The sequence below is a fragment of the Streptomyces populi genome, assembly GCF_002911015.1.
Taxonomy (GTDB): domain Bacteria; phylum Actinomycetota; class Actinomycetes; order Streptomycetales; family Streptomycetaceae; genus Streptomyces; species Streptomyces populi.
Genome location: NZ_KZ626843.1, coordinates 38,540 through 56,948, shown reverse-complemented (window position 1 = coordinate 56,948; position 18,409 = coordinate 38,540). Strand labels below are relative to the sequence as shown.

At 72.1% G+C, this 18,409-nt stretch carries 15 protein-coding genes and 1 tRNA gene; 11 read left to right on the top strand and 5 right to left on the bottom strand.

All coding sequences use genetic code 11. The features are described 5' to 3' along the window. Positions 1-15: 15 nt before the first annotated feature. A complete protein-coding gene (locus CW362_RS03420; protein ID WP_103547830.1) occupies positions 16-2,415 on the bottom strand; it encodes an SCO7613 C-terminal domain-containing membrane protein in 2,400 nt (799 codons plus the stop codon). Between the two features lie 124 nt (positions 2,416-2,539). Here CW362_RS03420 and CW362_RS03415 point away from each other — a divergent pair, with 124 nt between their 5' ends. Then, entirely contained in the window at positions 2,540-2,986 is a 447-nt protein-coding gene (locus CW362_RS03415) for an SRPBCC family protein (protein ID WP_103547829.1), read from the top strand. A 39-nt stretch (positions 2,987-3,025) separates the two neighbouring features. Then, positions 3,026-3,097 (top strand) — tRNA-Val (locus tag CW362_RS03410). A gap of 66 nt (positions 3,098-3,163) precedes the next feature. Here the strand turns inward: CW362_RS03410 and CW362_RS03405 are convergent. Then, entirely contained in the window at positions 3,164-3,889 is a 726-nt protein-coding gene (locus CW362_RS03405) for a 3'-5' exonuclease (RefSeq protein WP_103547828.1), read from the bottom strand. 170 nt (positions 3,890-4,059) lie between these two features. Here CW362_RS03405 and CW362_RS03400 point away from each other — a divergent pair, with 170 nt between their 5' ends. The 3 genes from CW362_RS03400 to thrS all read left to right on the top strand — a co-directional run bounded on the left by CW362_RS03400 (position 4,060) and on the right by thrS (position 7,995). Then, positions 4,060-4,626 carry a DUF4365 domain-containing protein gene (locus CW362_RS03400; protein ID WP_103547827.1) on the top strand — a complete coding sequence of 189 codons (567 nt, stop codon included), beginning with the start codon at positions 4,060-4,062 and terminating at the stop codon, positions 4,624-4,626. Beyond that, entirely contained in the window at positions 4,623-5,840 is a 1,218-nt protein-coding gene (locus CW362_RS03395) for a hypothetical protein (protein WP_103547826.1), read from the top strand. The genes CW362_RS03400 and CW362_RS03395 overlap by 4 nt, the downstream gene beginning before the upstream one ends. 178 nt (positions 5,841-6,018) lie before the next feature. Continuing rightward, complete coding sequence (thrS, locus tag CW362_RS03390) at positions 6,019-7,995, top strand: threonine--tRNA ligase (RefSeq protein ID WP_103547932.1); 1,977 nt, start codon at positions 6,019-6,021, stop codon at positions 7,993-7,995. A gap of 102 nt (positions 7,996-8,097) precedes the next feature. Here thrS and CW362_RS03385 read toward each other — a convergent pair whose 3' ends face one another. Continuing rightward, positions 8,098-8,757 carry a potassium channel family protein gene (locus CW362_RS03385; protein ID WP_103547825.1) on the bottom strand — a complete coding sequence of 220 codons (660 nt, stop codon included), beginning with the start codon at positions 8,755-8,757 and terminating at the stop codon, positions 8,098-8,100. A 67-nt stretch (positions 8,758-8,824) separates the two neighbouring features. On the opposite strand from CW362_RS03385, the gene CW362_RS03380 reads away from it, so the two are divergent. Then, on the top strand, positions 8,825-9,385 hold the full coding sequence (locus tag CW362_RS03380; protein ID WP_103547824.1) for an HIT family protein: 561 nt from the start codon (positions 8,825-8,827) through the stop codon (positions 9,383-9,385). Positions 9,386-9,451: 66 nt separating this feature from the next. On the opposite strand, the gene CW362_RS03375 is transcribed toward CW362_RS03380, so the two are convergent. Both CW362_RS03375 and CW362_RS03370 read right to left on the bottom strand, forming a co-directional pair. Continuing rightward, complete coding sequence (locus CW362_RS03375; RefSeq protein WP_103547823.1) at positions 9,452-11,119, bottom strand: hypothetical protein; 1,668 nt, start codon at positions 11,117-11,119, stop codon at positions 9,452-9,454. 179 nt (positions 11,120-11,298) lie between these two features. Further along, complete coding sequence (locus tag CW362_RS03370; RefSeq protein WP_103547822.1) at positions 11,299-13,494, bottom strand: elongation factor G-like protein EF-G2; 2,196 nt, start codon at positions 13,492-13,494, stop codon at positions 11,299-11,301. A gap of 253 nt (positions 13,495-13,747) precedes the next feature. On the opposite strand from CW362_RS03370, the gene pgsA reads away from it, so the two are divergent. From pgsA to pdxS, 5 genes are all read left to right on the top strand, one after another. After that, complete coding sequence (pgsA, locus tag CW362_RS03365; protein WP_103547821.1) at positions 13,748-14,470, top strand: phosphatidylinositol phosphate synthase; 723 nt, start codon at positions 13,748-13,750, stop codon at positions 14,468-14,470. Beyond that, positions 14,467-15,417, top strand: a complete 951-nt coding sequence (locus tag CW362_RS03360) for a phosphatidylinositol mannoside acyltransferase (RefSeq protein WP_103547820.1) — start codon at positions 14,467-14,469, stop codon at positions 15,415-15,417. The genes pgsA and CW362_RS03360 overlap by 4 nt, the downstream gene beginning before the upstream one ends. Beyond that, complete coding sequence (locus CW362_RS03355; protein WP_103547819.1) at positions 15,414-16,574, top strand: glycosyltransferase family 4 protein; 1,161 nt, start codon at positions 15,414-15,416, stop codon at positions 16,572-16,574. The genes CW362_RS03360 and CW362_RS03355 overlap by 4 nt, the downstream gene beginning before the upstream one ends. Before the next feature lie 249 nt (positions 16,575-16,823). Further along, the gene (locus CW362_RS03350) at positions 16,824-17,369 is read left to right on the top strand and encodes a LemA family protein (protein WP_103547818.1); all 546 of its coding nucleotides are present in this window, start codon (positions 16,824-16,826) and stop codon (positions 17,367-17,369) included. Positions 17,370-17,491: 122 nt separating this feature from the next. Next, positions 17,492-18,406 (top strand): pyridoxal 5'-phosphate synthase lyase subunit PdxS, encoded by a 915-nt coding sequence (gene pdxS, locus CW362_RS03345; protein WP_103547817.1) that lies wholly within the window; start codon positions 17,492-17,494, stop codon positions 18,404-18,406. The last annotated feature ends 3 nt before the right edge of the window (positions 18,407-18,409 follow it).

The following is an 18,409-nucleotide window of genomic DNA, read 5'->3' as shown; positions in this document are numbered from 1 at the left end:
CCCGGTGAGCTCCCGTCAGCCCATCCTCCCCAGCACCTCCCGCACCCGCCGTGCGTCGCGGATCCGCTGCTCGTAGGTGGCGCCCAGCGCGAGCAGCAGCAGACCGGCGAGTGCGGGAGGCGTCCAGCGGGGAAGCGCGTCCACCACCTGCACGATGTACGGGGCGAGTTCGTGCAGGGCGTCCAGCGCGAGCACGGCGCCGCCCAGCACCAGCGGGGCCTGTAGCCGGTGCCGTGCGCCCAGCAGGGTCACGGCGAGCGCCGCCGCGCCCAGCAGCAGCGGACGCTGCCACTGCCCGTCGCCCCACGCCGCGAACAGGCTCGGCACGAGCGTCACGGACAGGCCGGGCGCGTACGCCGTCCACGACGACACCGAGGTGTCCGAGCGGCGCCGGTACGCGCCCAGGAGCAGGGCGGCAGCGGTGACCGGCAGGGTGTACGCCTCCGGGGAGCCGACGCCCCAGGACGCGAGGCGGACCCAGGAGGCGAGCACGAACAGGGCGGTGGCCGCGTACCCGACGGGGCGCCGGTCCTCCCGCACGGCCGTCCCCGCGGCGATCAGTCCGCACAGGGCCAGGACCGTGGCCAGCAGGGCCGGTTCGGTCACCGCGAGGGCGACGGCGAGCAGCCCGGCGAGGGCGCCGGCGATCTCGACCGACACGGTCGTCGGCCCGTCCTCGGTGCGCGCGGCGAGCAGTGCGGCGGCCGCGGGCACGAGCAGCACGAGCAGTGCCGTGTGCGGGGGTTGCAGACCGAGCGAGGCGCCCGCGGCGCAGGCGAGGGCCGTCGCGTACCCGAGGGCCGCGGGCGCCGCGACCGGGCCGAGGCCGGGCCGCGGGGCGGCCGCCGCGAACAGGACGGTCAGCGCGGCGAGCACGGTCAGGGTCGCGCCCTCGGAGGCGAGCGCGAGGAACGCGAGACTGAGGGAGGTGAGCGGGGACAGCACCAGAGCCGTCACCCGGGGGCCGGTCCGGCGGGCGTACCCGAGCAGGGCCGCCGTGAGGAGTCCGTGGACGGACAGCGCGGCCGCGTAGGGGAGTTCGAGGGTCGCCGGGAGGACGATCAGCGTCGCCCACGCCAGGGTCAGCGCACAGGCCAGGGCGTACGGACGCCACGCGGCGGTGCGGACGGCCACCACCAGGGCGGCGGCGACGAGCGCGAGCACGAGCGGTGCCGTGACCACGTCCGCGGGCCAGGGCAGCCCGTTCGTCACCGCGTCCCGCGCGTCCGCCGGAGCACCGGACCAGACGGAGCCCACCCGGCCGACCGGTCCGAGCAGGGAGATCGCGACCACCGGCAGCGCCCAGGCCACGGAGAGGGCCCCCACGCAGCCGGAGGCCAGGGCGAGCCCGCGGCGCACCGGTGCGGGCAGTCCCGCCCCGGCGACGGCCAGCAGGGCGACACCGCACACCAGATGACCGGGGACCGTCCACATGCCGGGCAGGGACACGCGCAGCACCCCGCCGAACGCGACGACGCCGATCAGCCCGCCGGCCGTCGCGACGCCCGTCGCGGTGTTCGTGCCGAGGCCCGGCTTCGGGGCACCCCACGCCGTCGTCAGCGCGATGGAGGCGGCGAGGAGGAGGAGCGCCGCCGCCCGTGCGGCGGCGCCCGGGCCGGCGGACGTCCAGGACAGCCAGCCGGCGGCGAAGGTGCCCCAGCCGCCCAGCCCGTACGCCCCGGCGGCGGCGACGGCACGGACGGACCTCATGGGCGTGCGCGGGGCGAGCACCGCGTCGAGCGCAGCCGTGACCAGCAGGGCGGCCGTGACGGCGTACGCACCCGCGGAGGCGGCCACCGCCCACAGCAGCAGCGGAAGCTGCGCGGCGGCCACGGCGGCGGGCAGCGGCAGCCGCAGCGACGGACGCGCCTCGGGGCCGGCCGCCCGGAGCGGCGCGCCCAGCGCGACTCCGTACGCCGCCCACACCGCGGCCAGCGCCGCCGAGGCGAGCGCCGCGTAGCCGACGCCGTCCGTGCGGGGGAGCGCGACCGCGTACAGCGCGTACGCGTCCAGGACCGTCAGCACGAGACCGATCCCCGCCAGCGCCTCGGCCGTCGAACGCAGTCCGCGGCGCAGCAGGAGCACGGGTGCGCCGAGCGCGGCCAGCGTCACCGCGCCGAGCACCAGCGACCGTCCCGTGATCCCCAGGTGCCCCCAGCCGACCAGCGTGAACGCGACGGCGGCGACGGCCAGCAGGATGCCGCCGAGGAGCAGGAGGGCGTTCTGCACGCCGGGCCCGGTGGTCTCGGACCGCCGGGCCCCGGGTGCCGGGGGCGCGGTCGGTGCGGGCGTCTGCCGGAGCGCGTGGACGAGCCAGGCACGGCGGGTCAGCAACACGGACCGGCGCGCGTCGAGTTGCCGCAGCTCGGTGTCGATGAGCCGCAACTCGTCGGCCGGGGACGGAATCTGGGTCATGGTCCGGAGTGTGGCCGGGGGCACGCCACCCGGACATGAGTGCGGATACTCACGCCGTACTCATACAGGTGCACGTACCCGGCGGGTACTTCCGGCAGCCGGCCCCGGTGGGCACACTCGGTCCATGGACTGGACCCACTACCGCTTCCGCACCGTGTGGGAGCTGCCCGCGCCGCCGGCGGACGTCTACGCGGTCCTGGAACGGGCCGAGACCTATCCGCGCTGGTGGCCCCAGGTGCGCGAGGTGAGACCCGTCGACGAGCACAGCGGCGTCATCCGGATCCGCTCGGTCCTGCCGTACGACATCACCATCACCGCCCGCGCGGCGCGCCGGGACCCGGAGGCCGGTGTCCTGGAGATCCGGATGTCGGGCGATCTCGACGGCTGGGCACGCTGGACCTTCGCCGCGGCCGGCCCGGGAACCCGTGCCCGGTACGACCAGGAGGTGCACGTCACCACGCCGTTGCTGCGGCGGCTCGCCGTGCCCGGACGGCCCTTCTTCCGCGCCAACCACGCCCTGATGATGCGCGCGGGACGGCGCGGTCTGAAGGCTCACCTCGACGCGGTTTGAACCCCACCCGCCGGGACCTGTATTGTTCAGTCCGTTCCCGGGCGATTAGCTCAGTGGGAGAGCGCTTCGTTCACACCGAAGAGGTCACTGGTTCGAACCCAGTATCGCCCACCCGGGAAAGACCGGTCCGTCGTCGACGGGCCGGTCTTTCGTCGTTCTCGCCCGCATCGCACCCGGTCAGGCCGCCGCCGGCAGTTCCGGGCGCAGCGGCCACGCCGGATCCACCGCCTCCGGCGAACCGCTGCGCGCGAACCAGGCCTGTAGCCCGCGCGCCTGTGCCGCGTGCCACACCGTCTGGAGCGTGTGCAGTTCGGACGGTGACAGCCGCTCCAGCCGGGCCGAGAAACGGCGCCCCACCGCACGGACGACCTCCATGGAGGCCAGCGCGTCGGCCGCCGCGTCGTGCGCGCCCTCCAGCGTCACCTCGTAGTGCGCGCACAGATCGGTCAGGGTGCGGCGGCCCTTGCGGTAGCGGTCCAGATGCTTGTCCAGGACGCGGGGATCGAGCACGCGCAGCGACGCCGACTCGAACCAGCGGTCGAGCGACGAGGCGCGATGTCTGCGCAACTCCCGGTCCAGCAGCGTCAGATCGAACGGGGCGTTCATCACCACCAGCGGCCGGCCCGCCGTGGCCTGTTCGCTCAGCTCCCGCGCTATCTCCTCCATCACGGGCGACGGCCAGCGGCCGTTGCGCTGCAGATGTTCGTCCGTGAGCCCGTGCACCGCCGTGGCCCCCTCGGGGACCGGCACTCCCGGGTTCACCAGCCACCGGGTCACCCTCGGACGGGCACCCGCCGCGTCCTGGACGACGACGGCGGCCGACACGATCCTGTCGGTCTCGACGTCCACGCCCGTGGTCTCCGTGTCGAACGCGGCCAAAGGGCCCTCGTACCAGCACGTCATACGCACACAACTCCTCGTTCACCCACGGCAGCTGACGCACCGCCTTCTGCCCGTTTGGTGATACCCGGGCTGTTTGCGCCGTACGCCGGAAGGAGACAACAGAGGTACGGGTCTTTGCAGTTCAGCGACCCGTCACGGGGATACATCAAGCCTGGAAGGCTGTTGGGCTCATGGCAATCGCGCAGCCCGAACGGGGCGGGCTGCTGCCCCAGCGGACGGCACCCCACCGCGGATCGCTCGCCACCACCGCCTGCATGGAGACCTTGCAGGTGGGCTACCTGCACGCCGTCGCGGCGGCCGCGGGCTGTTCGCTGTCCCAGCCGTTTCCCGACAACGGCATCGACTGGCACGTCAGCCACAGTGCCCCCGGGCACACGGTCGACGACGAAGTCACCATCAAGGTGCAGCTCAAGTGCACGTACCAGATCCCGCCGAACCCTCCGGGGCCCGCCTTCTCCTTCACGCTCGACAACGAGCACCTGGTGAAGCTCGCGCGCACCCCGGTCTCGGTGCACAAGATCCTGGTCGTGATGCTCGTGCCCAGATCCCAGGACGACTGGCTGCGCGCCAGCCACGACCGGCTCGACCTGCGGCACTGCTGCTACTGGATCAATCTCGCCGGACACGCCATCACGGGCCGGCGCCGGACCACCGTCCGCATCCCGACGGCCCGCATCTTCGACGACCGGGCCCTGTGCGAGATCATGACGAGGGTCGGGACGGGAGGCAGACCATGACACACCGCCCCATCGACGAGGTCCTCCGGCCGGTCAGGCCCCATCCTGCCGAAGCCTTCTGGAACGATCCGCCGGCCCCCGACCAGGTGGACCCGGCCGTTCTCGGCGCGCTGCTGCGGCGCCACGGCTGGCAGCGCCGCGGGGGAGCGGCCGGGCGGTACGGCAGGTGGACCCCACCCGGGCCCGGGGGCGGCGGCACCAGCCTGCTGGTGCCGGAGAACCGGGCCTTCCCCGACAGCGACGACCTCCTCGGCGAGGCGCTCGTCGCGCTCGCCCGCAGCGCCTCCCCGTCCGCGCGTGACGTCCTCCTCGCCCTCGCCGTGCCCAGCGACGAGATCCACTGGTGGCGGGACGTCCCGACCGGTCCCGTGGGCGCGGCGCCCTGGACCGTCGAGGAGCGGACCCGCGGGGCCGCCCGCCAGATGCTGCTCGCCGGCGCGCTCGCGGCCCGCGCGCGGGCCGGCTACTACGGCGCCCGCCACCGCAGGGCGGCCGGCGCCTCCCTGGAGAACGTCCTGGTCGGCGCGGAACCGGGCGGCCGCGGCCTCACCGCCTTCGTGCCCGTCACCACGGGCCGGCCGCTCGCCGTGCGCCTGCACGAGGCGCTGTGCGCCGCCCGCGAGGCCATCGACTACCAGCGGGCCACCGGCGGCATGGACGCCTTCGACGCGGCCGTCGAGGCGGGCGTCAGTCATGAGCTGACGGAGTCCCTGGTGGCCCTCGTCCGGGGCACCGAGGGCGCCCGGATCACCGTCGAGTGGTCACCCGCCGCGGGCGTCCCCGAGGGCGGAGCGAACCCCGCCGAGCCCGTCGAGTTCTCGCCCGGCGACCTGCCCGTGCTGCGCGAGGCCGGGGCCCGCTATCTGCGCGAGGAGCCGTCCGTGCCGGTCAGGCTCACCGGTGCCGTGGTCCGGATGCGCAGGTCGGGCCCGCGCGGGGCCGGCACGGTACGGCTGCGGGTCATCGCGGGCGCCGAGGTCCCGCACGTCCGGATGACCCTCGACGAGGAGGCGTACCGGATCGCGGGCCAGGCGCACATCGTCGGACTGCCGGTACGGGTGCACGGCCGTCTGGAGAGCCGCGGCGGCTTCCGCAGGCTCACGGACGCCACCGGAGTCGTACCCGTCCAGGTGGACGAGGCCGAACGGGACCGGCTGATGAAGTCGCTCCAGGAGAACCTGGACTTCTTCGAGGAGGCGTGCAGCGAGGACTGAGGCGCGCGGACGGCGAGCGCCGGGCGCGGTACGGCGGGGATCCGGGCGCCCGCGCGGCGCGGACCGGAGCGCACCGTCCACAACCGTTTCGCGGAGGGGACCCCCGGCTCGGTAGGATTCGGGGCATTGCCGCGCCATGCCGTACGTGGTGCGGGACCCCTTCAGTCAGGAGAGACCGGTGTCAGACGTCCGTGTGATCATCCAACGCGATTCCGAGCGGGAAGAGCGCGTGGTGACGACGGGCACTACGGCCGCCGACCTCTTCACCGGCGAGCGCACCGTCGTCGCGGCCCGGGTGGCCGGTGAGCTGAAGGACCTCGCCCACGAGGTGAAGGACGGCGAGGAGGTCGAGCCCGTCGAGATCTCCTCCGAGGACGGCCTGAACATCCTGCGCCACTCCACCGCCCACGTGATGGCCCAGGCCGTGCAGGAGCTCTTCCCCGAGGCCAAGCTGGGCATCGGCCCGCCGGTCAAGGACGGTTTCTACTACGACTTCGATGTCGAGAAGCCCTTCACGCCCGAGGACCTCAAGGCCGTCGAGAAGAAGATGCAGGAGATCCAGCGGCGCGGGCAGCGCTTCTCCCGCCGCGTCGTCACCGACGAGGACGCCCGCGAGGAGCTCGCGTCCGAGCCGTACAAGCTGGAGCTCATCGGCATCAAGGGCTCAGCCTCCTCGGACGACGGCGCGGACGTCGAGGTGGGCGGCGGCGAGCTGACCATCTACGACAACCTCGATGCCAAGACCGGCGAGCTGTGCTGGAAGGACCTCTGCCGCGGTCCCCACCTGCCCACCACCCGCAACATCCCGGCCTTCAAGCTGATGCGCAACGCCGCCGCGTACTGGCGCGGCAGCGAGAAGAACCCGATGCTCCAGCGCATCTACGGCACCGCCTGGCCCTCCAAGGAGGAGCTGAAGGCGCACCTCGACTTCCTCGCCGAGGCCGAGAAGCGCGACCACCGCAAGCTGGGCAACGAGCTGGACCTGTTCTCCATCCCGGAGCAGATCGGCTCCGGCCTCGCCGTCTTCCACCCCAAGGGCGGCATCGTCCGCCGGGTCATGGAGGACTACTCGCGCCGCCGGCACGAGGAGGAGGGCTACGAGTTCGTCTACACCCCGCACGCCACCAAGGGGAAGCTCTTCGAGACCTCGGGCCACCTGGACTGGTACGCCGACGGCATGTACCCGCCCATGCAGCTCGACGAGGGCGTGGACTACTACCTCAAGCCCATGAACTGCCCGATGCACAACCTGATCTTCGACGCGCGCGGCCGTTCGTACCGTGAGCTGCCGCTGCGCCTGTTCGAGTTCGGCACCGTGTACCGGTACGAGAAGTCGGGCGTCGTGCACGGCCTGACCCGTGCCCGGGGCTTCACCCAGGACGACGCGCACATCTACTGCACCAAGGAGCAGATGGCGGAGGAGCTCGACAAGACGCTCACCTTCGTCCTGAACCTGCTGCGCGACTACGGCCTGACCGACTTCTACCTCGAGCTGTCCACCAAGGACCCGGAGAAGTTCGTCGGTTCGGACGAGATCTGGGAGGAGGCCACCGAGACGCTCCGCCAGGTGGCCGAGAAGCAGGGCCTCCCGCTGGTCCCGGACCCGGGCGGCGCCGCCTTCTACGGCCCGAAGATCTCCGTGCAGGCTCGCGATGCCATCGGCCGTACCTGGCAGATGTCGACCGTGCAGCTCGACTTCAACCTGCCCGAGCGCTTCGACCTGGAGTACACCGGTCCCGACGGCTCCAAGCAGCGTCCGGTCATGATCCACCGCGCGCTCTTCGGTTCCATCGAGCGCTTCTTCGCCGTGCTCCTGGAGCACTACGCGGGCGCGTTCCCGGCGTGGCTGGCGCCCGTCCAGGCGGTCGGCATCCCGATCGGCGACGCGCACGTGGAGTACCTGCAGAAGTTCGCCGCCGAGGCGAGGAAGAAGGGCCTGCGCGTCGAGGTGGACGCGTCCTCGGACCGGATGCAGAAGAAGATCAGGACCGCCCAGAAGCAGAAGGTGCCCTTCATGGTCATCGTCGGCGACGAGGACATGAACGCGGACACGGTGTCCTTCCGCTACCGCGACGGTTCGCAGGAGAACGGCATCCCGCGTGACGAAGCGCTGGCGAAGCTCGTCGATGTCGTGGAGCGTCGCGTTCAGGTGTGACGTTGTCCCCGCGTGAGTGGGGATGTTCCCGACGCAGTCGGTCGGACCTGGCAGATGTCGACATGCTCCCCGCACACGCGGGGTTCGAGGCCCCCGGGAAGCTCAGCTTCCCGGGGGCCTCACGTCGTCGCCCTCGCGCGAGAACACCTGCAGCAGCCAGGAGGAGAACGAGCCCGTCACCGCGCCGAGCAGCCCCAGACCGCACGCCATCATGGCGACCGCGATCGTCCGCCCCATCGGCGTCACCGGCGTCACGTCGCCGTACCCGACGGTCGCGAGCGTGGAGGCGGCCCACCACACCGAGTCGCCGAAGGTGACGATCGTCGCGTGGGGCGCCTGGTACTCGGCCTGGTAGACGGCGAGGGCGCCCGAGAAGCCGAGCAGCAGGACCGAGAGGCTCGCGTAGAAGATCACCCGTGCGTACAGCGGGAGACGGGGCTCTCCGCGCCGCCGCTGCACGGCGTCGTAGAGCTTGACGACCCTCAGGGGACGCAGGAGCGGCAGGATGAGGACGACGGTGTCCAGCACGTGGTGCCGGACGAACCGCCGGCCCTGTCCGCTCAGCCGCCAGCGCACCAGGTAGTCGACGAGGAACGCCGCCCAGGTGGCCATGATCACCGAGAAGCAGACGTCGCGTGCCGCCCCGGGCAGACGGTGCGCCAGGACGTGGACCGCGTACGCGGCGAGGAACAGCAGTGACGCGATCGACAGGGGTACCTCGGTGCGGTGCTCCCAGCGGGTCATCGGGCTGTCGTCGTCCATGGCCACAGCTTGGCCGGGGGCTCCTTCGTCCGGTACCCGCCGACACGCCGCGAACGGGCGAAGCAATATGCTGCAACACATGACGAGTGAGCCGGAGCAGCAGATCGGAGTGGGAACGCAGGACGCGTTCCAGCGCCTTTGGACGCCCCACCGGATGGCTTACATCCAGGGCGAGAACAAGCCCACCGGCCCGGGGGCCGACGACGGTTGTCCGTTCTGCTCGATACCGGCCAAGTCCGACGAGGACGGGCTGATCGTCAGGCGCGGAGAGCACGTGTACGCGGTGCTCAACCTCTACCCGTACAACGGCGGGCACCTCATGGTCGTGCCCTACCGGCACGTCGCCGACTACACGGACCTCACCGGGCCGGAGACCGCCGAACTCGGTGAGCTGACCAAGCAGGCCATGACCGCCCTGCGCACCGCCTCCGGTGCCCACGGCTTCAACATCGGCATGAACCAGGGAACCGTCGCGGGCGCCGGCATCGCCGCCCATCTGCACCAGCACATCGTGCCCCGCTGGGGCGGCGACACCAACTTCATGCCGGTCGTCGGCCACACCAAGGTCCTGCCGCAGCTTCTCGCGGACACCCGCAAGATGCTGGCGGAGGCCTGGCCCACCGCGTAGCCGGGTCCGGGGCGCCCCACCGGGCGCCCCGGCCGCCGTCGCGCCCCGGGCGCGACCGTCGTGCGGCTAGGCGTCGTACACGTCGGCCTTGCGCGGCGAGGGGTCCTGCACCGCCGTGCTGAGGAAGGCCGAGCGGTTGCCGAACTTCTCCGTGTCGACGCCGTTCTCCTCGAGGACCTTGATCGCCGCCGAGTGCACCACGCGCAGCACGGGCGTCGCGGCCCGCAGCGCGTCGTCCGCCATGAAACGGTGCCGCCACGGCTGATCGGCCCAGGCGTGCCGCAGACCGAAGGGCTCGGGCAGCCCGAGGCTCCCGCCGATCCAGTTCAGCAGCGGCGGATACCAGGTCAGGGGTGCCCGTGCCGCGAGCCGTACGACCTCGTCCGCGGTGACCAGCGGCAGGCTCACCTTGCGGGTCTCCCAGAACTTGACGGTCTTGGCGACCTCCTTGGTGGGGGCCTCCGGCTTGGTGGTGAACAGCGGGTTCACCGGCCCCAGCGCATGCCCGGTCACCTCGATGCGCAGCGTCTGGTGCAGCACGGTCACCGTGATCATCATGGTGATGATCAGCTGGCCGTCCCAGAGCGTCCACTGGACCCCGAGGTAGTGCCGGTCCCCGCTGCCGAACTGCTGCTTGTTGCAGATGTCCTGCACGGCGTGCGTCTTGACCGTGTAGGCGTCCACGTCCGTGCCGCCCGGCCGGGACACCGCGGTCGCCTTCTCGCCGATCGGGGTGACGATCCAGTGCTTTATCGAAGGCGCCGGAAAACCACCGGTGTTGAGCGGGCCGCGCTCCAGCATGCGCAACTGGTCGTGGATGCTGCGGATGACGTCCCAGCTGCGGAACGGGTGGATCTCCTTCTTCGGGTCCTGCGCCACCAGGTCCTCGGCGAGCTGCCAGCTGCCCCAGCGGGTGCCCATGCCGAGCACGCCCTTGGGGCCCGCGTAGAAGACCGAGTTGGACTGCTGCTCCGCGCTGAGCCGGGCGAGCGACTGGCGCAACTGCTCCGCCGCCGTCTCACCGGGGCTGCCGGGGACCGCCTCGGGGATCTTGGCGCCGATGCCCCCGCCCGACAGCAGGCCGTCCCAGCGCTCCCGCAGATCCTTGGCGGTGCGCTCGCAGATCTGCTTCGCCCACAGCCAGCCGACGACCGGAAGGACCACCGCGGCGCGCGCGTACCAGGCCCAGAAGCCCGTGAACGGCATGCGGACGAGGAAGAGGACGGCCAGGGCGCCGACGGCGAACAGGAGGGTGGTGCCGAGCGCGGAACCCCGCTTGTCCGCGCGCTTGGCGATCTGCGTACGGATCTGGAAGACCATCAGCCACACCAGCAGTCCGGGCAGGAACAGCAGCCCGCAGAGCACCATGACGGCCGACAGCCAGTTGTCGCGCTCCCGGCGGATGTTGGTCGCCGCGAGACAGTGCTCCACGACGACCTGCGGCTCGGTGCCGAAGGACTGGATGAGCGGAGCGCGGCCCGCGCCCAGCATGCGGGCGGCGACGGCTCCCGCGAAGGCCTCGCCGAGGTTCGGCGCGAACAGCTTGATCCGGCCGGCCTTCACCGTGGACTGGTGCCACTCGTTGTCGGCCTTGAGGATCTCCTCCATGGGACTGTCGCGGTACGCCGCCGAGGCGAGGGCGAAGGTCGCCGCCGTCTGCCCCGCGGAGCCCGTGAGCGGCACCTGCGCCCCGGGAGTGAAATCGAAACCGTCGAATGCCACTTCCGCCCCCATCGCCGCCGCCCCCGCTCCTGCGGCCTTCCCGACTTCGGTGTCCCGCACACCTGTTGATCAGGTCTTCGTCTTGATCAGTTCTCAGAGTATCGGCCGCGGCCGACATTCGTCGGCGGACGGCCGAAGCCGCCCACCGACGGATGAAACCCCCGAAGAAGTGACCGGGGGGCGCAGGGCCTTCAGGTACCCGGGTCCTGTTCGCGGAGCCGCTCGGCGATGTGCTGCGGCATGGGTTCGTGCCGTGCGTAACGCCGGTCGAAGCGCGCCGTCCCGTGCGAGACGGACCGCAGGTCGACGGCGTACCGCCCGATCTCGATCTCCGGCACCTCGGCGCGGACGAGGGTGCGCCCGCCGGCCGCCTGCTCGGTGCCGACCACCCGGCCGCGCCGTCCCGACAGGTCGCTCATCACCGGGCCCACGTAGTCGTCGCCGACCAGGACGCTCACCTCCGCCACCGGTTCCAGGAGGTGGATCACGGCGTCGCGGGCCGCCTCGCGCAGCGCGAGCGCGCCCGCCGTCTGGAACGCGGCGTCGGAGGAGTCCACCGAGTGCGCCTTGCCGTCCTTCAGCGTGACCCGTACGTCGATGAGCGGGTAGCCGGCGACCACGCCCTTGGCCGCCTGGGCGCGCACGCCCTTCTCGACGGAGGGGATGAACTGCCGGGGGACCGCGCCGCCGACCACCTTGTCCACGAACTCGATGCCCGAGCCGTTCGGCAGCGGTTCCACCTCGATCTCGCAGATCGCGAACTGGCCGTGCCCGCCGGACTGTTTGACGTGGCGTCCGCGCCCGGTGGACGGACCGGCGAACGTCTCGCGCAGGGAGACCTTGTGCGGGACCACGTCGACCTGCACGCCGTACCGGTTGCGCAGCCGTTCCAGGGCGACGTCCGCGTGCGCCTCGCCCAGGCACCACAGGACGACCTGATGGGTGTTCTGGTTCTGCTCCAGGCGCATGGTGGGGTCCTCGGCCACCAGCCGGCCGAGCCCCTGGGAGAGCTTGTCCTCGTCCGCCTTGCTGTGCGCCTCGATGGCGAGCGGGAGCAGCGGGTCGGGCATCTGCCACGGCTCCATGAGCAGCGGGTCGTCCTTGGCCGAGAGGGTGTCCCCGGTCTCGGCGCGGTTCAGTTTCGCCACGCTGGCGAGGTCGCCCGCGATGCAGTGGGTGAGGGCGCGCTGCTGCTTGCCGAACGGTGCGGACAGGGCGCCGATCCGCTCGTCGACGTCGTGGTCCTCGTGCCCGCGGTCGGTCAGTCCGTGCCCGGAGATGTGCACCGTCGCGTCGGGGCGGAGGGTTCCGGAGAAGACCCGGACCAGGGAGACCCGGCCCACGTACGGGTCGGACGCGGTCTTCACGACCTCCGCGACCAGCGGCCCGTCCGGGTCGCAGGCATTCACCTCGCGCGGCGCTCCGTCCGGGGTGGTCACGGTGGGCGCCGGGCGCTCCAGCGGGGTGGGGAAGCCGCCCGTGACCAGTTCGAGGAGTTCGACCGTGCCGAGCCCCTGCCGGGCTCCCTCGGCGGCGGGCGCGGCGGCCAGGACCGGGAAGAAGCTTCCGCGGGCCACGGCCCGCTCCAGGTCCTGCACGAGTGTCTTGAGGTCGATCTCCTCGCCGCCGAGATAGCGGTCCATGAGGGTCTCGTCCTCGCTCTCGGCGATGATCCCCTCGATCAGCCGGTTGCGGGCCGTCTCGATGAGCTCCTGCTGCTCGGGCCCCGGGTCCGCCTCCTTGCGCTCCCCCGAGGAGTAGTCGAACAGCTGCTGGGTGAGCAGGCCGATCAGACCGGTCACGGGCGCGTGCCCGTCCGGCCCCGCGGCGCCGTGCAGCGGCAGGTACAGCGGGAGCACGGCGTCGGGGTCGTCCCCGCCGAACGCCTGCGCGCAGGTCGCGGTCATCTCCTCGAAGTCCGACCGGGCCGACTCGAGGTGGGTGATCACGATGGCCCGCGGCATGCCGACGGCCGCGCACTCCTCCCACAGCATCCGGGTCGAGCCGTCCACCCCGTCCGAGGCCGAGACGACGAAGAGGGCCGCGTCCGCCGCTCGCAGACCGGCCCTCAGTTCGCCGACGAAGTCGGCGTATCCGGGGGTGTCGAGAAGGTTGATCTTGAACCCGTCCCAGTCGACGGGTACCAGGGAGAGCTGCACCGAACGCTGCTGCCGGTGCTCGATCTCGTCGTAGTCGGAGACGGTGCCGCCGTCCTCCACGCGGCCCGCCCGGTTCACCGCTCCCGCCGTCAGCGCGAGAGCCTCCACCAATGTCGTCTTGCCCGATCCGCTGTGGCCGACCAGCACCACATTCCGTACGGACGCGGGGTGGTCGGCCGCCGTAGCCCTGCCGGCGGCTCCGGGGTGTGCGTTCGCCTTGTCGCCCATGGTCCTGCCTCCCGTGCACGGTGAGGTCTCTGTGGGCGCGGGAGATGCCGGGCCTCCCCCAGATCCCGTCCGGGGGCACCCCAGCGGTGGCGGCTCCGGTGACGCCCGCGGTGTCTTCGAGCTTTGCACTCGCGTCACCCCGCGTCCATACGAGGGACGGCGGACGGCGCGATCGCGCCGTGACACCGGCGGCACCGGGCCGTGACACGGGGTGCGGGTGCCCGGACATCGCACAAGCGCACGCGTGGCTACGATGGGCCAGCCGACGGCCAGCAGGGGCCGCCCGGCGACACCGACCCTCGGGAAGGCCATGCTGAACAAGTACGCGCGTGCATTCTTCACGCGTGTCCTCACACCGTTCGCCGCGTTTCTCGTCCGCCGGGGGGTGAGCCCCGACACGGTCACTCTCCTGGGCACGGCCGGAGTCGTGGCGGGCGCACTGGTCTTCTTCCCCCGGGGCGAGTTCTTCTGGGGAACGATCGTCATCACGCTCTTCGTGTTCTCCGACCTGGTCGACGGGAACATGGCACGCCAGCTCGGCCGCTCCAGCCGCTGGGGCGCCTTCCTGGACTCCACCCTCGACCGGGTCGCCGACGGCGCGATCTTCGGCGGCTTCGCACTCTGGTACGCGGGCAACGGCGACGACAACGTCCTGTGCGCCGTCTCGATCTTCTGCCTGGCCAGCGGCCAGGTGGTGTCGTACACCAAGGCCCGCGGCGAGTCGATCGGTCTGCCGGTCGCGGTCAACGGTCTCGTCGAGCGCGCGGAGCGGCTGGTGATCTCGCTGGTCGCGGCCGGTCTGGCGGGTCTGCACACGTTCGGGGTGCCCGGCATCCAGGTGCTGCTGCCCATCGCGCTGTGGATCGTCGCCGTGGGCAGCCTCGTCACGCTGATCCAGCGGGTCGTCACGGTCCGCCGGGAGGCCGCCGAGGCGGACGCCGAGGTCGCCGCCCAGAGCAGTGAGGCCACCTCGTGACCAGCCTCAGGGAAAGGCTGGTCGACGGCGCGTACGCCCTGGGCTGGAGCACCGTCAAGAAGCTCCCCGAGCCGGTCGCCGTGCGCCTCGGCCGCACGATCGCCGACATCGCCTGGAGAAGGCGCGGCAAGGGGGTCCGGCGTCTGGAGAGCAACTACGCGCGCGTGGTGCCGGGCGCGACGCCCGAGCGGCTCGCGGAGCTCTCCAGGGCCGGCATGCGTTCGTACCTGCGCTACTGGATGGAGTCGTTCCGGCTTCCCGCGTGGAGCGAGGAACGGGTGACGAACGGGTTCGATCCCAAGGACGTGCACCGCCTCACCGACGGCATCGCCTCCGACCGGGGCGTCATCCTGGCCCTTCCGCACATGGCGAACTGGGACCTCGCGGGCGCCTGGGTCACCACCGCGCTCGACACGCCGTTCACGACCGTCGCGGAGCGCCTCAGGCCCGAGTCGCTGTACGACCGTTTCGTCGCCTACCGCGAGGGCCTCGGCATGGAGGTCATCCCGCACAGCGGCGGGGCCGCGTTCGGCACGCTGGCCCGGCGCCTGCGCGACGGCGGACTGATCTGCCTGGTCGCCGAACGCGATCTGTCCGCCTCGGGCGTCGAGGTGGAGTTCTTCGGCGAGACGACCCGGATGCCCGCGGGACCGGCCCTGCTCGCCCAGCAGACCGGTGCGATCCTCCTGCCCGTGACGCTCTGGTACGACGACTCGCCCGTGATGCGCGGCCAGGTGCACCCACCCGTCGAGGTCCCCGAGTCAGGTACCCGTGCCGAGAAGACGTCTGTCATGACACAGGCGCTGGCCGACGCCTTCGCCAGTGGCATCGCCGACCACCCGGAGGACTGGCACATGTTGCAGCGTTTGTGGCTCAAGGACCTCGACGCCGGGAAGGCTCCCCGTGAGGGGTCCGGCACGCCGGATCCCGAGAAGAGGGCCTCGTGAGGATCGGCATCGTCTGCCCCTACTCCTGGGACGTTCCGGGCGGCGTCCAGTTCCACATCCGCGACCTGGCCGAACATCTCATCGGCCTGGGGCACGAGGTCTCCGTCCTCGCCCCCGCGGACGACGAAACACCCCTGCCGCCGTACGTCGTCTCGGCGGGCCGCGCGGTCCCGGTTCCGTACAACGGCTCGGTGGCCCGGCTGAACTTCGGCTTCCTGTCCGCGGCCCGGGTGCGGCGCTGGCTGCACGAGGGCACCTTCGACGTGGTCCACATCCACGAGCCGTCCTCGCCGTCGCTCGGCCTGCTGACCTGCTGGGCCGCGCAGGGCCCGATCGTCGCGACCTTCCACACCTCGAACCCGCGCTCCAGGGCGATGGTCGCCGCGTACTCCATCCTCCAGGCCGCCCTGGAGAAGATCAGCGCGCGGATCGCCGTGAGCGAGTACGCCCGGCGCACCCTGGTCGAGCACCTCGGCGGTGACGCCGTCGTCATCCCGAACGGCGTCGACGTCGACTTCTTCGCCCGCGCCAAGCCCAAGCCCGAGTGGCAGGGCGACACCATCGGCTTCATCGGCCGCATCGACGAGCCCCGCAAGGGCCTGCCGGTGCTCATGAAGGCCCTGCCCGCGATCCTGGCCGAGCGGCCGCAGACGCGGCTGCTGGTCGCCGGGCGCGGCGACGAGAAGGAGGCCGTGGAGTCGCTGCCCGCCGAGATGCGCTCGCGCGTCGAGTTCCTCGGCATGGTCAGCGACGAGGACAAGGCCCGTCTCCTGCGCAGCGTCGACCTGTACGTCGCGCCCAACACCGGCGGCGAGAGCTTCGGGATCATCCTGGTCGAGGCGATGTCCGCCGGAGCGCCCGTGCTCGCCGCCGATCTCGACGCGTTCGCCCAGGTCCTCGACCAGGGCTCCGCGGGTGAGCTGTTCGCCAACGAGGACGCGGACGCCCTGGCCGCCGCCGCGCTGCGCCTGCTCGCCGACCCGGAGCGCCGGGCCGCGCTGCGCGAGCGGGGGAGCGAGCACGTACGCCGCTTCGACTGGTCGACGGTCGGCGCGGACATCCTGTCCGTGTACGAGACGGTGACGGACGGCGCGGCCGCGGTGGCCGCGGACGAACGCACGGGCCTGCGCGCCCGCTTCGGCCTGGCCCGGGACTGACGGCCCGGCCCGTCGTGCCGGAAGGGCCCGCACGCCGGTCCGGCCCGGGGCCGTCTCCCCGGGCGGGGAGGCCGTCGGACGCCCCGACGGGAGGCCCGTGGTCCCGGCGCGTGAAGAAAGGCCGGAACACGACGGTCCGGCCCCCGGCCGTCCGTCGGCGGCGCCGCGGGCAGCCGGTCCCGCCGGGGCGGCCCACCCCGCGCGCGGGGCCCGGCGGGCCGGCGAGGCGCACGGGTAGCCTTGCGGCCCGTGACCGCAACCCTCATCTGGATCCTCGTCGGCCTCGTCGTGATCGGCCTCTACCTGAGCTGGACCGCCGGGCGTCTCGACCGGCTGCACTCCCGTATCGACGCCGCACGCGCCGCCCTCGACGCGCAGCTGCTGCGCCGGGCCTCCGTGACGCAGGAGCTGGCCACCTCCGGGGTGCTCGACCCCGCCGCCTCGATCGTGCTCTACGAAGCGGCACACGCGGCCCGGCAGGCCGAGGAGGAGCAGCGCGAGGTGGCCGAGAGCGAGCTGAGCCAGGCCCTGCGGGCGGTGTTCGGGGAGAACCAGCAGGTCGAGGCGGTACGCGAGGTGCCCGGCGGCGAGGAGGCGGCCGGCGAGCTGGCCCAGGCCGTGCGCCGGGTGCCGATGGCGCGGCGCTTCCACAACGACGCCGTGCGCGCCGCCCGCGCCCTGCGCCGGCACCGCAAGGTCCGCTGGTTCCGCCTCGCGGGCCACGCCCCGTTCCCCATGGCCTTCGAGATGGACGACGAGCCCCCGACGGCCCTGGCGGACCGGCCGACGAACTGATGTACACGGGCCGACGGAGACGAAAACGAGCCACCGCCTCCCCATTGGCCCTTGCAGTGGACTGGTCGCCTCGCGTTTCCTCGGAGCTGCAGAAATCCTCTTTCACCGAGTGAGGTCAACCCGTGTCCAGCACCCTCCCCAACTCCGCCGAGAACACCGCGATCGGCACCGCCCGCGTCAAGCGCGGCATGGCCGAGCAGCTCAAGGGCGGCGTGATCATGGACGTGGTCAACGCCGAGCAGGCGAAGATCGCCGAGGACGCCGGAGCCGTTGCCGTCATGGCCCTGGAGCGGGTCCCCGCCGACATCCGCAAGGACGGCGGCGTCGCCCGGATGTCGGACCCGAACATGATCGAGGAGATCATCGAGGCGGTCTCCATCCCGGTGATGGCCAAGTCCCGCATCGGCCACTTCGTCGAGGCCCAGGTCCTGCAGTCCCTCGGTGTCGACTACATCGACGAGTCCGAGGTCCTCACCCCGGCCGACGAGGTCAACCACTCCGACAAGTGGGCGTTCACGACCCCCTTCGTCTGCGGCGCCACCAACCTGGGCGAGGCCCTGCGCCGCATCGCCGAGGGCGCGGCCATGATCCGTTCCAAGGGCGAGGCCGGCACCGGCAACGTCGTCGAGGCCGTCCGCCACCTGCGCCAGATCAAGAACGAGATCGCCCGTCTGCGCGGCTTCGACAACAACGAGCTGTACGCCGCCGCCAAGGACCTGCGCGCCCCGTACGAGCTCGTCAAGGAGGTCGCCGAGCTCGGCAAGCTGCCGGTCGTGCTGTTCTCCGCCGGTGGTGTCGCCACCCCCGCCGACGCCGCGCTCATGCGCCAGCTCGGCGCCGAGGGCGTCTTCGTCGGCTCAGGCATCTTCAAGTCGGGCGACCCGGCCAAGCGCGCCGCCGCCATCGTGAAGGCCACCACCTTCTACGACGACCCGAAGATCATCGCGGACGCGTCCCGCAACCTCGGCGAGGCCATGGTCGGCATCAACTGCGACACCCTCCCCGAGACCGAGCGCTACGCGAACCGCGGCTGGTAATCG

What these genes read in the sequence shown, in the direction of transcription:
- pgsA (WP_103547821.1), top strand. Translation starts at nt 13,748, where the DNA reads ATGGGCCAGCCGACGGCCAGCAGGGGCCGCCCGGCGACACCGACCCTC.
- CW362_RS03370 (WP_103547822.1), bottom strand. Translation starts at nt 13,494, where the DNA reads ATGGGCGACAAGGCGAACGCACACCCCGGAGCCGCCGGCAGGGCTACG.
- CW362_RS03395 (WP_103547826.1), top strand. Translation starts at nt 4,623, where the DNA reads ATGACACACCGCCCCATCGACGAGGTCCTCCGGCCGGTCAGGCCCCAT.
- CW362_RS03400 (WP_103547827.1), top strand. Translation starts at nt 4,060, where the DNA reads ATGGCAATCGCGCAGCCCGAACGGGGCGGGCTGCTGCCCCAGCGGACG.
- CW362_RS03420 (WP_103547830.1), bottom strand. Translation starts at nt 2,415, where the DNA reads ATGACCCAGATTCCGTCCCCGGCCGACGAGTTGCGGCTCATCGACACC.
- CW362_RS03385 (WP_103547825.1), bottom strand. Translation starts at nt 8,757, where the DNA reads ATGGACGACGACAGCCCGATGACCCGCTGGGAGCACCGCACCGAGGTA.
- CW362_RS03415 (WP_103547829.1), top strand. Translation starts at nt 2,540, where the DNA reads ATGGACTGGACCCACTACCGCTTCCGCACCGTGTGGGAGCTGCCCGCG.
- CW362_RS03405 (WP_103547828.1), bottom strand. Translation starts at nt 3,889, where the DNA reads ATGACGTGCTGGTACGAGGGCCCTTTGGCCGCGTTCGACACGGAGACC.
- CW362_RS03380 (WP_103547824.1), top strand. Translation starts at nt 8,825, where the DNA reads ATGCTGCAACACATGACGAGTGAGCCGGAGCAGCAGATCGGAGTGGGA.
- CW362_RS03375 (WP_103547823.1), bottom strand. Translation starts at nt 11,119, where the DNA reads ATGGGGGCGGAAGTGGCATTCGACGGTTTCGATTTCACTCCCGGGGCG.